The organism is Sporomusa sp. KB1 (assembly GCF_007830295.1).
Lineage (GTDB): Bacteria > Bacillota > Negativicutes > Sporomusales > Sporomusaceae > Sporomusa.
Genome location: NZ_VLKC01000002.1, coordinates 868,809 through 882,792 on the forward strand (window position 1 = coordinate 868,809; position 13,984 = coordinate 882,792).

A 13,984-nucleotide genomic window follows, 5' to 3' on the forward strand; every position below is an offset into this window, starting at 1 on the left:
CCCAATAGTGACAAGTAAAAAATCTTTTATATACTGGATATTTAACAGGAAAATAATTGAGAATATAGAATATAAATAATGTTTTGCTCTGAAAAGGAAACTATGGTTATTTTTGTATAAGGGCATATAATTAGCGGTATTGAAACTCAAACAAGGGGTGTCGTATTATGCGTAGATTAATTGGTTTAGTAATGGTCATTAGTTTTTTGCTGGCCTCCGTGCCAGGAACGTCCGATTGCTATGCGGCCGCTTCTAAGACTGAAGTGGAGTGGGATTATTTAATTCCAAATAATAGAGATAAACGTGATGTTGATACAGTATCACTACATATACTTGAAAAAATTTCTGAAACAAAAAATAGGTCTGTATATAGAGGGATTACAATCACCCGACCACACGGAAGCGTTATTCTTGAGGGAGAGACTCACTCTCGAGAAAGTTCTGCAGTCGGCATTGGGCCTACTTACATGATTCGCAATGAAAAATACCGCTCTGGCAAACTATCGGCAGCAGTCGATATAAGCGGCGGAATTATGCTATATGATAATGTGTTCCCGGCCGGGGGAAGACATTATGATTTTATGTGGCGGATCGGGCCTCAATTCATTTACAAATTTAACGAAAACTCATCAATTAATGTGGGGTATATGTTCATGCATGTTTCTAATGGTTTTACAACTCATAATCCCGGGTATGATGCCCACGGATTTTCATTTGGCTTTGTGACAAATTTCTAAATCGGTAATAATTCTAGTCAATCAGCTATCCAAAAGATACAAGGGGACGGTTTTTGAAGGGATCAATCGGAAGTTTTGCGCGCAAAAAGGCTCAACTAACAGCTCTCAGCTGCCAGTTGAGCCATAAAACTATCTACGCGCAAAATTTTTGATTGCCTCAGAAGAATGAAGTCGCTGGCTGCCTAGCTATGGAGGCTCAGAAATCCCGATACCAGGTGCCTATTTCATCGTTTTGGGCCAAAGGAACCTTTCCCTTGACCGTCTATTCTTTTCACGCGATAATTTTATGATTGTGCCTGCTCCCGCGGGCAGGTTCTATACATAAAGACGAGAAACACCAGCCCGCCCAGCAGCATAAGTATACTACCGGTAAAGAGGAACACAGAGGCAATTCCCAGCCACGAGCTAATCACACCGCCCAAAACCGGTCCCATCATCTGCCCCAGTTGATTGGCCATTGTTGTCAACCCAAAGACCCGGCCTTGCGCATCGGCATCGGCAGAAGATATGGCAATCGCATTAATGGCCGGAAACACACCCACGATAAATAACCCGTAAAGAAATTGCAGTATGCCGAACTGATAAATATCATTGGCGAAAAACTGCCATAGATTAAATACTCCGGCACCCAGGAAAGCGATAACCATAATTTTGAAAAAGCCTCGTGTTTGACCCAATCGCCCCCATATGGGCGCCGCTATTGCTCCGGCAATACCGGCCAGACTAAATACCAAGCCAGCCTTTAACGCAACTCCATCCATAGTTCCCTGCAATTCAGCCACATACAAAGCAATAACCGGCTGCAGCACCATGCCAACGGCTTGCACAGCAAATAACAACAGCATCATCTGCACTAACTGTCGGTTAGCAAGCGCGGTTTTCAAATCCCCTAGTATACTGCCGGTCTCCTGGCAGGCAGATTGGTTCTCTGTCTCCGGTTCCACCACTAGCCAGCCTACGAACAAGGTGCCGCCAAAAATAATGCCAGCAGCTACCACAAAGGAAAGACGCATACCAAAAATGTGAGAAAGTGTCCCTCCCGCCAGTGGCCCCAATATGCCGCCAATTAGCAGTGTGGTTTGCATAATACCCAGGCTAAAGCCCAAATTCTCCTTAGGTGTCGAGGCAGCGACAATAGCCATAGCCGCCGGGACAAAGCCGTTAGCAAACCCTTGCAGCAGCCTCACAAAAAACAAATCCAACGGGTTCCTAACAAGTGAACCCAGAAAATAAACCACAGCCAGACTGAAGCCTGACCGCATGACCATCCGGCGCCGGCCGCTTTTATCTGCGCATCGCCCCCAGTAAGGAGCCAGCACAGCAGCAACCAGAAACGTAACTGAAAGCACCAGCCCTGACCACATATTTACCGTCTGAGGACTGGCCCCGATATCCAAAAGATATAGCGGCAAGAACGGTATAACCATAGTATAACTTGAGCCTGACAGCATCACTGCAAAAGCTAAAGTCCAAAGATTTCTGCGCCAATTCAAAGCTGTACAACTCCTTCTTTATCATACAATTCTAACATTAGGTTATAGGAGAAAAAAGCACCCAAAACTTACCTCTTCAGTAAGTTTATGGGGGCTTTTTATGCATCAGAACTTTATCTTGTTATAATTATACACCATTTTACAAAAAACCGCTACATCATCTACAGTTTCTTTGGTGAGACAGCCTCCTTTAGTATCTTCCTGAAAACAAAAGCGGAAGCCGTCTCCGATGCGGCTCCGCTTTTGTTAGCTACACACCAATACTAGGCTTATCAGCATAAGCCTCAACTTCAGTTACATTAGCGAGCTAATTTTGATATCCTGTTTTTAGAATTAAGCGCTTATTCCTGGTTTATTCGTTTCAGGAGTATCTGTTTCGAAACCAGCGCTGACTAATTTGGCAATGACCAAATCACCGGATACATTCAAAGTCGTTCTGCACATATCCAGGAATCTGTCAACGCCGAGAATCAATCCTAAGCCTTCCACTGGTATGCCAACATTTACACACAAAATAGCAATGATTGGCAAAGTACCGCCAGGAACACCTGCTGTACCGATACCGCCTAAGACGGCGGTTAAAACTACTACCGTTTGCTGACCAAATGTCAAATCAACGCCGAATACCTGAGCTAAGAACAGTAGAACAGCACCTTCGTACAATCCTGAGCCGTTTTGGTTAGCAGAAGCACCACAGGTTAGTACAAAACGCGAAATCCTTGGAGGAAGTTTGCACGATTTTTCTGCAACTTCCAAGGCAATCGGCAAAGTAGCATTCGAAGACGCTGTTGAAAATGCATATACATAAGCCTCTTGGCATTTCTTAAAGTACTTCCAGGGATTTGTTTTGGCAAAAACCTTGAGGCAAAGGGCATATACAACAAATTGCTGAATTAATAAGCCTAGTACAACAACACCGACAAAGTAAGCGACGTTTGCTAAGAAACCGGCACCCATACGGTAGGTAGTATTGAATACGATAGCGAAAATACCATATGGAGCGATTTGCATTGCCCAGTCAATGATTTTTAATGAACAGTCGTAAATGGCCTCAAGCGTTTTAACGAAGGGGTGGTTTTCATCTTTAACACAGATACTCAGAGCATAACCGAACAGCAACGCAAATACCATCATAGCCATAATTTCGCCGTTGAAGGCTCTTGCTGCCGAATCGATCGGATTCTGCGGAATCAGATCCGTAATATATGTAGTCCAAGGTTTCGCTTGCGCAGCTTGCATGTTTTTGTCTATCGAGATAACGGCCTGGTTTTTGGCAAGCTGGGCCGGGTCAAACTGCAGACCAACACCTGGCTGCAATATGTTGGTCAGCCCAATGGCAATAAAAACTGCAATTACGCTTAACAGGACGGTAAATCCCAGTGACCTCATAGCAACTTTCCCCAAACTGCGGCCTTTGCCCAGTTCGTAAACACCAAGAATTAGAGCCGAAACCAACAACGGAACAACAACCATAAAAATCATTTTAAGGAAAATAGCGCCAGCCAAGGTACAAATTTCTGTCCACGTTTTCATCCATGGATAAACTTTTTCAGGCAAAGTATAATATGCGATAATGCCAGCAATAACACCAACACAGAAGCCCAAAATAAGTTTCTGATATTGTTTCACTCTCATCCCTACCTTTCATAAAATTTAATGGTTCTCTTCATGCACTACTTTTGACCGGTCCTCTTACTTTGATACTTCAACTTCTTGTCTCTACATTGCGGACAGGAAAAGTATCTCTCCAGTATACTTTTGGTAATCATCTCCCGTCATAATAGTAATATTAACATGACCTAGAACACAATTGTGTTTATTTTTCTATTATAACTCATGCCTACCTGCAATTTATAGTCCATTTAACAAAATATACAAAAAACAATTTAGTATTTTTCGAATATTCATAAGTCTTTTTTAGGTGGACCTGCAGTATTTTACATTCTTGCCATCTATTTTACTTTTACTATATTCTGTTACATTTTGCTAAGAAGGATAATAGCAAACCGGCAGGGAATATACTTCTCGACGATACCGCAAAGGAAGAGGGATATTATGAAGCTGATCTCGTGGAATGTCAATGGACTACGGGCTTGTCTCAATAAAGGATTTCACGATTTTTTTGTTACTGTGGATGCTGATATCTTTTGTGTCCAGGAAACTAAGATGCAACAGGAACAATCTGAATTGGTGCTGCCAGGTTATCACGAATATTGGAACAGCGCCGCAAAAAAAGGCTACTCTGGTACTGTTATTTTTACGCGGTTCAAGCCCTTAGCTGTGACCTATGGCATGAATATCATCGAACATGATCAGGAGGGACGAATCATCACCCTGGAATTTGCTGATTTTCATCTAGTTACTGTTTACGCTCCCAATTCCCAGCGAGAGCTTGCCCGCCTCAACTACCGTATGAAGTGGGAAGATGATTTCAAAACTTACCTTACTCAGCTTGACAAAGGCAAACCGGTAATTATTTGCGGCGACCTCAATGTTGCCCATCAGGAAATCGATATTAAGAATCCGAAAACCAACCGCAAGAATGCCGGTTTTACTGATGAAGAACGAAATAAACTGACACTGCTGCTCCAGGCAGGCTTTACTGATTCCTTTCGCGCTTTATATCCAGATAAGCAGGACGCCTACAGCTGGTGGTCTTATATGATGAATGCCAGAGCGCGGAATATCGGCTGGCGTATTGATTATTTCTTAGTGTCTAAACGGCTAACAACCTCTATCAAAGAAGCCAGTATCTATGCTGACATCATGGGCAGTGATCATTGTCCGGTTGGTCTTGAGTTAGTATAAATACAAAGGCCAGTACCTAATTTAAGTACTGGCCTATTTTTTCGCATTAATTATGAAATCGTGATTAGTGAATTGCCTTTTTCTTAAATTGACCGCCCATTACCTCATGAACATCATTAAAGGTAACAAAGGCGTTTTCATCAACTTCATCAACAATCGATTTTAGTTTGGCCATCTCTAACCGCGTAATAACGCAATACAATACATCTTTGCGTTCCTTAGTATAGCCGCCCTCACCATGCAGGACGGTAACTCCCCGGCCTAACCGGGCCATCAGTGTTTCGGTTATCTCATCAGTCTTATCTGATACAATCATAACCGCTTTCGATTCATCCAGACCCTCGATCACTGTATCAATGACCTTGAAGGCAACAAAGTAGGCCACCAGTGAATACATAGCCTTATCCCAGCTAAACACAAACCCGGCACTGGTAAGAATAAATAAATTAAAAAACATGATTATTTCGCCAACTGAGAAGCTGGTACGCTTGTCCAGCAAAATAGCGACAATCTCTGTTCCATCAAGAGAACCCCCATACCGGATAATCAAGCCCACACCAACACCGACAATGATACCTCCAAATATGGCCGCTAAGAACAAATCATTAGTTAATCCTGGTATGGGATGAAAGACCGAAACCCAATAAGACAATGATACGATAGAAAAGAGAGTTGATATCGCAAATGTTTTACCAATTTGTACATATCCCAAATATAAAAATGGTATATTGAGCACTACCAAAAACAGGCTTAAAGGCAACCCGGTTACATGACTAACCATGATAGATATGCCTACTACACCACCATCGATAATATTGTTGGGAACTAAAAAAATCTCCAATCCAATTGCGGCAATGATTGAGCCTATGAAAAGCAAGATATACTTTTTTAAAATACGTAAATTTGAATTTCGTTTTGTCATATACCAACCTCCTTTGATTTCATCTGCTACTTCTCTAAGTAGCTCAGCTGACTTCTTACTTGTACAAACCCACATAAACCTTTATCTTGATATTATCCACAGAAAAATCAACTACAATAATGTTCGGAACTGCTAGTCTTACCTGTCCATCACCAATCAGCAAGGTTGGGGGCGATATATCCATGCCGTTAGTGCCAGACTTTACAAAATTGGTGCAGACATTGGCACACACCATGTTTCCCATCTCAGAAATAGCACTTTGCGCCAAACTATCGAATTCAGTTACTTCCATGCCCATCATCATTTTGGAGGCAAACTGCTTAGCTGAATCAATATCCATGCCAATAAGTATTGCGCCTTGCACCGGACCAAGAACACCAACATTAATAAGTGCGCCCTGATAAAGCAAAGTGGACTCCGCTAGCGAAACCCCTTGCCTCGTTACTGTTTGAAACCCAATCTGCGGCAGAATATTAGTAAAAGCCTCAAGTACAGGATTAATTATGCTTACATCCATAATACTATTCCCTTCTTAAAACCAATACCTAGATATATGCGCCCAAAATCGTTATTCGTATAGATACCCTGCAGTTGAATAGTAGGGCTGGCAATTTTCGTCTGCTCTCCATAGAATACACTTGGCGGCGATACTCTGAGTCCAAATGCCGGTTCCTTTTTATTTAACATCGAGCAAGCCACACCACCAACTATGTTGGCAAATTCTGCTGCCATTGCCATAACCTCTTCCTGGTTCTTTGCTGGCCGATGCAAAATGACTGCTGCCATTTTTTCCGCTGTTTCCCGTGACAGATCCAAGATCATTGAGCCTGAATAATGACCAATTATGCCGATAACTACTGTTATCCCCTGCGAAACCTCTCTGTCTGACTGCGTCCGTTCCGAAAATGTAGTTGCTGTTTTGGTCATGCGAGTTATGCTTTGCGCCAATGCTTCCTGGAACATATCAATACTCCAGCTTTCCAGTTGTTCGTATAAACGGTCTGGAGACATAACCCCAGTAATAACCCGCTTCAATACCTCTGACTCAACCGGCTTTTGCACATAACCCACCACACCAATACGCCGGACCTCAGCTTCCGTTTCCTTATCCTTCATGGAACTAATTATGATAATTTTGGCCATTGAATCATGGGCAAGCAGTACTTTGCTGCACTCAAACCCGTCCGCCCCAGGCATGGCTATATCCATAGTCACAATATCCGGTTTACATTGGCTATAGGTTTCTACTAAAGACTCCAAACAATCGGCCTCACCAACAACCTCATAACCCTCTTGCTGCAAACTATCTGCTAAAATCACACGGGAAAATGCTGAATCGTCAACAATCATAATGCGAATACTCAAGTTTTAAACCCTACTTTCGTATTGTATTTTACATCGCCAACCACCACTAACCACCCCCCAAAATATGATTTCCTATGTTAATAATAACTCAAACTGCTTAAGATAACAACTCCGTAAATTATCAAAGACAAAGGAACTGGCCTTTGTCTTTGATAATTTCTATTAGTTATAGGGATATTTGACTCAATAATTAACAATGATCGGCTTGACACCACACCAAATAGTAACTGATATAGACTGGATAAACTGGTAAAGTAAAGTTTAGCAGCACTACATCTCTTTGGCCGGAACCGGCCCCCGCGCCAGTGCGATTTTACCTGTCCTGACGATCTCAATAATCCCGAAGTCTAACAATACTTCGCAAAAAGCGTCAATTTTGCTTTCCTCGCCGGTAAGCTCAATTGCCACCGTTTCCCGGTTAACATCAATGATTTTGGCCCGAAATATCTCTACGACATTTACCAGATCAGAGCGGTTGGTTTTACTGGCTCTTACCTTAATCAGCGCCAATTCCCGCTCAATAGACTCAACATAGGTAAGGTTGACGATCTTAATGACATCAACCAACTTAGAGAGTTGATTGACAACCTGCTCCAACTCAACCTCATTATCGGCCTCAACGCTAATAGTAATCCGGGTAGTGTCTGTCTCTTCCGTATAGCCGGCGGCAATACTCTCGATATTAAAAGCCCGCCGGCTAATAAGTCCCGAGATATGTGTCAATACCCCCGGCCTATTATCTACCAACACCGCCAATGTGTATTTCATCAGCCCATTCCTCCTAACAGCATTTCATCCAGCCGGCCGCCTGGTGGAACCATAGGCAATACATCCTCCGTAGGCGGCAGTAGTATCTCGACCAGCACCGGCCCTTCCATGGTTAGCGCTTCTTCCAGCACAGCATTGAGCTCTTCAGGATGAGTTACGCGCAAACCAGGTACTCCCATGGCCTCGGCAAGCTTGACAAAATCGGTTTTCCCCTTGATGCTGGAATGCGAATAGCGCTGACCGTAAAACATCCGCTGCCACTGATGCACCATCCCCAGCACTTCATTATTCATAACAAAAATCTTTAGCGGCAAGTTATTATCGGCTACAGTCGCCAGTTCCTGACAATTCATCATGATACTGCCGTCGCCGGTAAACAGCACCACATTTTTATCAGGCAAACTTAGCTGCGCACCAATGGCGGCCGGCAAACCATAGCCCATCGTCCCTAAGCCGCCTGAAGTAATGAACGAGCGGGCTCTGGGGAAATTATAGTATTGAGCGGTCCACATTTGATGTTGTCCAACATCGGTCACAATAACAGTATTCTCTTGGGTAAGCTGACTTACCTTCTCAATAACTGTTTGCGGCATAACTTTGGCTGATGCATGGTCATAGGTTAATGGCTTTTCCTGTTTCCAGGTTTGCATACGCTCATTCCACGTGGCAATTCCCTGCCGCCACTCTGCAGGACTGCGCCTGGCTACCTTTTCACAAAGCAGTGGCAATGACCAGCGAAGATCACCAACAACCCGCAGATCGGCACGTACATTCTTATTTACCTCAGCCGGATCAATATCAAAATGCACAATCTTGGCCTGGGGCGCAAAATTTTTGACTACGCTTGTTACCCGATCATCAAACCGAACGCCAATACCCAGTAAAAGATCACACTCGGTAGTAGCCATATTGGCAACATAGGTGCCATGCATACCCACCATCCCCAAATGCTGCGGCGAATCAGACGGAATACATCCCAAGCCCATCAAACTTGATACCACGGGAAAGCCGGTCAGCTCAGAAAACTTACGAAACTCCCCGGCGGTATCGGAAAGAGTAACACCGCCGCCAACAAAAATAATCGGATTTTCAGCTTCCAGCATAGCCTGTACAGCCAACTCCACGCTCTCAGAATCACCATCAAACAAGGGTGTATAGCCTCGCAATGCAACCGTTTCCGGATACTCGAAATCCAAAGTTGCGTTAAACACGTCGCGCGAAACATCAATAACAACCGGTCCCGGCCGTCCAGTCCGCGCAATATAAAAGGCTTCTTTCATGATTCTCGGCAAATCCTGAACCTTCTTAACTAAATAATTATGCTTGGTAATAGGGGTCGTGATACCCCGGACATCGGCTTCCTGAAAAGAATCTTTGCCTATCACCCCAACCCCCACCTGTCCGGTAATGGCTACCAAGGGGACAGAATCCATATAGGCAGTGGCAATACCAGTTACGAGGTTAGTTGCTCCAGGGCCTGAGGTGGCAAAACAAACTCCCGTTCTGCCAGTTGCCCGCGCATAGCCATCAGCAGCGTGAACGGCGCCTTGCTCATGACGGGTTAAAATATGGGGAAAATTAGCTTTAAACAACGCGTCATACAAGGTTAATACACAACCTCCCGGATAGCCAAACACCAGGTTTACCCCTTCGGCCTTCAAACACTCAATAATTGCTTCCGCTCCTAACATTTTCAAGCTAATTTCTCCCTTCTATACTTTTTATAAATAAAAAAACCTCTGTCCCTTATCAAAAGGGACGGAGGTTAATCCGCGATACCACCCAAATTCTATGGTTAATAACCATAGCTGCTCATAGGTACGGAGGTTGAACTCGATACCTCGCCGCAATAACGGGCGGCAATTTCTCTAAAGAGAACCCGGCGTAGCCTACTAACAATTCAGCTCGCAACTCGCGGATGATTTTCATTATATTTGACAGTGCTGGCTCACACCACTCCCAGCTCGCTGTTGCTATCATAATATAACTACTCTTCCGTTCATCGTCATTTCGTCTTCTATTTTACTGATTGTTATATTACAGAAAAATCGTCCGGTTGTCAAGAACATTCTTTTACTGTAACTTGCTAATCATATTTCCGGTGAATATTGCAGCAGCTTGGTTTTGACTTGATTAGTGTCCAACAGCATAAATAAAGCATTAAAGTCGGTAGTGCTGTAGATTGGTATGCGCCGTAATAAATAAATATTATCCCGGTCTGGGGTATTGAGACCCGGCAGGACAGTAAACGCCGCCTGATAACCGGCTGATGCTGTTACTTCCCAGGTACTTAGATTAAAATACCCATAGGGATAAGAAAATAATTCTGAAGTTTTAGCAGTAATCTGTCTAAGGTCCTTTTTGATATCCTTAACCTCTTGTTGCAACTCCCGCCCTGATAAAGCTGTTAAGTCACTATGCGTCACCGAATGGCCGCCAAAAACAATTCCCTGGGCGGACATCTCCCTTATCTGCGCGCTTGACAGCCGCTTGTCCCTGTCAATATTCACTCCCGGAATAAAAAATACAGCACTAAAACCATATTGCTTTAATATCGGAAAAGCATTCGTATAATTATCCTCATAACCATCATCAAACGTAATGAGAATCGGCTTGTCGGGCAGCGTAACCGGTTCCTGCCGCATATATGCTACAAACATTTCCGGTGAAATAGTTTTAAAACCAGCTGCTTTCAACATGTCCATCTGACGTTCAAACTCTTGCGGTGTCACCGTCAACTCCGGCAAATCACTAGTATCCTCACTCACATGATGATACAACAATACGGGAATACCATTAAGATACTGGGCATATGCGCTATTTGCAAACATAGCAGGTACAAGTCCAACAAGCAGGCAAATAAGTTGGTGACATAATAATTTTTTTCCAAGTTGCATTTGCATCCCTCTTCTTGTTTTATCTTCTTTTATTATAAACCAACTCCAACAGAAATAAAACGCCGTGTTGCCTGGGGCCTAAGATTCCCTTGCACGAATAAACCAGAAGGATAGCATAAAAATGCAAATAACGGCCTTGTTCCCAAATTAAGATAGGAAACAAGACCGTTTGCATGTTAGTCAACACGTTAACATGGCAAAAATTCATTTGATAAGAAAAGACTTGGCTTGTGCCGGCGTCCTCTAGGACGCCGGCACAAGCCTTAGTCGTTCAATCCAGGAAAAGTTACCCTTTCCAGCTGGACCAAAAAGCCGAACCAGCTGCCTGCAGCTTAGAATACGCTCTTTACTGATGATTTCCCGCAGTTCCTCTTAGACCACACATTAAGCCCAAAAATGAGAAAAAAGGTTATCCCACTGATCATTAGAACATACGCACCAGCCAACGTCAAATCATTAGATTCTGCTGCGAAGTAGATTGCCAGTGGAATCGTTTGTGTCTTACCGGGAATATTGCCAGCCACCATAATGGTTGCGCCGAATTCCCCCAGTGCCCGGGCAAAGGACAATACTAACCCGGCTACCAAGCCCGACCAGGATAAAGGAATGGTTATTGTCCAGAAAACCCGCCAAGAACTGGCTCCTAACGTCCTGGCTGCATCCTCAAGGTTGCAGTCTACAGCTTGGAAAGCTGCTTTGGCACTCTGATACATTAACGGAAATGAAACCACTGCAGCAGCAAGCACCGCTGCATAAGGAGTAAAAATAAATTGAGTATGGAAACTTTCAGACAGAAATTTCCCTATCGGCCCTTGCTTTCCAATCAAAACCAGCAATATAAAGCCAGTCACTACAGGTGGCAATACTAACGGCAAAGCAAATAACGCCTCCAACGCGCTTTTGCCTGGAAATTCAAAGCTTCTCATACCATAAGCAGCAGCAACTCCAAAGATAAATACAAAAATTAATGAACTAAGTGCAACCTTGATTGATAGTAGGACTGGCTGCCATTCCATCACAATATCACCTGCTTTATTGGCTTGAACCGACAAAAGTAAAACCGTATTTCTTAAAGACCGCAGCACTTTGCTCACTACACAGATATGTCAAAAACGCTTCAGCCTCTTGGGGATGTATAGAATTAGCCATAATTACTGCTGGAAACGTAACCGGCATATGCCATTCATCGGACGCAACCGCGACGACTTTAACTTTATCACTTAACGCTGCCACTGTCGAAAATGCAATTCCTGCATCAACATTTTCCGTCTCAACATGAGTGATGACTGTGCGAACATCCTTAGCCTGCACAGCTTTATCTTTAACAGCTTCCCAGATACCAATACTTTTAAGCGACTCGATAGCATATTGACCAGCAGGCACTGTTCCCGGCTCTCCCATTCCAAACCTTGCAACCTTTGTTAAATCTTGAAAACTTTCGATTGCTGATTGAGAATTTTTAGGAACAACCAGAACCAGTTTATCACTAACCAGTACTTTACGGGTAGCAGGTACTACGAGATTTTTGTTTTGCAGTTCATTCACCTGTTTCGGCGAAGCAGAAATAAACATATCTGCAGAAACTCCCTGTTCCAACTGTTTCTGTAAAACTCCGGCAGGCCCAAGATTAAACACAAGTTTTACATTCGGATTCGATGCTTCATATTCTTTTTGAATATCCTGCAGAGCATCTTTCAATCCGAGTGCGGCAGAAATATTAATTTCTACCGGCTCTGTCAGTTTAACTGGTGCAACAGGCTTTATTGCCCAAATCGTTCCGGCAACAGCTATAACTGCAACAACTATAAACAGCCAATTAACTACAACCTTCCCTTTCACGGTTAACTCCCCCTCGTACTACCAGCAGCACTACCTGCTATTTCCCCATAACAAAGCCGTATTTTTCAAATATAGCTTTGCTTTCTGCACTAAACAAATACTCCACAAAGGCTTCGGCTGCTTTCTGCTGCTTGGTACCGGTAGCCACGGCAATAGGATAGACAATAGGCTGATGAGTGCCTTCCGGGGCAACAGCGACAACTTTCACCTTATCGCTGGAAGTAGCATCTGTTTTATACACAATTCCTGCCTCAACATTACCTGTTTCAGTATACGCCAAAACAGAGCGGACATCTTTGGCAAATACGACCCGATCCTGCAGTTTATCCCAAACACCCAGTTTTTGCAAAACCTCCTGAGCATACTGGCCGGCAGGCACCGTGGCGGTCTCACCAAGCGCAATCTTTTGCACACCATCCTGAGTTAAGTCTTCAAACTTGGTTATGTTGAGTTTCGTTTCCTTTGGCACAACTACAACTAACTTATTTTCAACCAAGTTTTTGCGGGTGGCTTTGTTCATTAGATTTTTAGTTTCCAATTCGTTCATTTGTTTAGGAGCAGCAGAAATAAAAATATCTGCAGGTGCACCCTGCTCGATTTGTTTCTGCAAAGCGCCAGAGGCCCCAAAATTATAGACAAGTTTACTATTGGGGTTTTTTGCCTGATAATTCTTTTGAATGTCCGCAAGTGCATCCTTGAGACTCGCCGCAGCTGACACATTAATTTCTACCACCTGCGCTTGCTGCGCCGCCGGTGGAGCTTGTTTTTCCCCGCCGCAGCCAACCAGACTAAAAATAGCAACTACTACCAAGGCCAGCATACCAAATACGCTTGAGTTAATCCTTCTCATCTTTCTTCCCCCTTAAATTTGCTCTATCTCGCAGGCTATCCAGCGGATAGGCATATAGTACAGAACTAACCGCAGAGAATATCAACCAACCCGGCAAATTTCTTACCGTAGCTAGCATAATACCGCCAGCCACCCTATTTGGAGTTTAGGGCTTATCTGCCGCAGCTCCTGCACAACCTTTTTTAACTATATCGACTTCAAAATGAATGTTCAACCACCAGGAAAACCACTTTAGAGACAAGTCAATCATAAACTAACGTATTATAACATAAACCAACAATAATCCCCATGCTGTTATTATAGTA

Annotated in this window: 13 protein-coding genes and 1 other annotated feature; of the genes, 2 read left to right on the top strand and 11 right to left on the bottom strand. The window is 43.6% G+C overall.

Features of this window, described 5'->3' with window-relative positions; genetic code table 11:
- Positions 1 to 167: 167 nt before the first annotated feature.
- A complete protein-coding gene (locus SALPA_RS07825) occupies positions 168 to 737 on the top strand; it encodes an acyloxyacyl hydrolase (protein WP_145091960.1) in 570 nt (189 codons plus the stop codon).
- A gap of 284 nt (positions 738 to 1,021) precedes the next feature.
- On the opposite strand, the gene SALPA_RS07830 is transcribed toward SALPA_RS07825, so the two are convergent.
- Positions 1,022 to 2,230, bottom strand: coding sequence for an MFS transporter (locus tag SALPA_RS07830; protein WP_145091963.1), 1,209 nt, complete (start codon positions 2,228 to 2,230; stop codon positions 1,022 to 1,024).
- A 333-nt stretch (positions 2,231 to 2,563) separates the two neighbouring features.
- On the bottom strand, positions 2,564 to 3,859 hold the full coding sequence (locus tag SALPA_RS07835; RefSeq protein WP_145091966.1) for a dicarboxylate/amino acid:cation symporter: 1,296 nt from the start codon (positions 3,857 to 3,859) through the stop codon (positions 2,564 to 2,566).
- 426 nt (positions 3,860 to 4,285) lie between these two features.
- Between SALPA_RS07835 and SALPA_RS07840 the strand changes: the two genes are divergently transcribed.
- Positions 4,286 to 5,038 (top strand): exodeoxyribonuclease III, encoded by a 753-nt coding sequence (locus SALPA_RS07840; protein ID WP_145091969.1) that lies wholly within the window; start codon positions 4,286 to 4,288, stop codon positions 5,036 to 5,038.
- 64 nt (positions 5,039 to 5,102) lie between these two features.
- Here SALPA_RS07840 and SALPA_RS07845 read toward each other — a convergent pair whose 3' ends face one another.
- The 9 genes from SALPA_RS07845 to modA (SALPA_RS07885) all read right to left on the bottom strand — a co-directional run bounded on the left by SALPA_RS07845 (position 5,103) and on the right by modA (SALPA_RS07885) (position 13,679).
- Complete coding sequence (locus tag SALPA_RS07845) at positions 5,103 to 5,960, bottom strand: YitT family protein (protein WP_145091972.1); 858 nt, start codon at positions 5,958 to 5,960, stop codon at positions 5,103 to 5,105.
- 55 nt (positions 5,961 to 6,015) lie between these two features.
- Positions 6,016 to 6,477, bottom strand: a complete 462-nt coding sequence (locus SALPA_RS07850; protein WP_145091976.1) for a chemotaxis protein CheX — start codon at positions 6,475 to 6,477, stop codon at positions 6,016 to 6,018.
- Positions 6,468 to 7,325: a response regulator gene (locus SALPA_RS07855; protein ID WP_222427906.1), complete on the bottom strand. Its 858-nt coding sequence runs from the start codon at positions 7,323 to 7,325 to the stop codon at positions 6,468 to 6,470. Before SALPA_RS07855 ends, SALPA_RS07850 begins: the two co-directional genes overlap by 10 nt.
- A gap of 270 nt (positions 7,326 to 7,595) precedes the next feature.
- Entirely contained in the window at positions 7,596 to 8,093 is a 498-nt protein-coding gene (gene ilvN, locus SALPA_RS07860; protein WP_145091979.1) for an acetolactate synthase small subunit, read from the bottom strand.
- Entirely contained in the window at positions 8,093 to 9,790 is a 1,698-nt protein-coding gene (gene ilvB / locus SALPA_RS07865; protein WP_145091982.1) for a biosynthetic-type acetolactate synthase large subunit, read from the bottom strand. The genes ilvN and ilvB overlap by 1 nt, the downstream gene beginning before the upstream one ends.
- A gap of 54 nt (positions 9,791 to 9,844) precedes the next feature.
- Positions 9,845 to 10,105, bottom strand: a binding site (T-box leader).
- A 78-nt stretch (positions 10,106 to 10,183) separates the two neighbouring features.
- Positions 10,184 to 10,990 carry a polysaccharide deacetylase family protein gene (locus SALPA_RS07870; RefSeq protein WP_186450968.1) on the bottom strand — a complete coding sequence of 269 codons (807 nt, stop codon included), beginning with the start codon at positions 10,988 to 10,990 and terminating at the stop codon, positions 10,184 to 10,186.
- 332 nt (positions 10,991 to 11,322) lie between these two features.
- The gene (gene modB / locus SALPA_RS07875; RefSeq protein WP_255450987.1) at positions 11,323 to 12,042 is read right to left on the bottom strand and encodes a molybdate ABC transporter permease subunit; all 720 of its coding nucleotides are present in this window, start codon (positions 12,040 to 12,042) and stop codon (positions 11,323 to 11,325) included.
- Positions 12,023 to 12,829 carry a molybdate ABC transporter substrate-binding protein gene (gene modA / locus SALPA_RS07880; RefSeq protein ID WP_145091992.1) on the bottom strand — a complete coding sequence of 269 codons (807 nt, stop codon included), beginning with the start codon at positions 12,827 to 12,829 and terminating at the stop codon, positions 12,023 to 12,025. The genes modB and modA (SALPA_RS07880) overlap by 20 nt, the downstream gene beginning before the upstream one ends.
- Before the next feature lie 37 nt (positions 12,830 to 12,866).
- On the bottom strand, positions 12,867 to 13,679 hold the full coding sequence (gene modA / locus SALPA_RS07885) for a molybdate ABC transporter substrate-binding protein (RefSeq protein WP_145091995.1): 813 nt from the start codon (positions 13,677 to 13,679) through the stop codon (positions 12,867 to 12,869).
- Between the last annotated feature and the right edge of the window lie 305 nt (positions 13,680 to 13,984).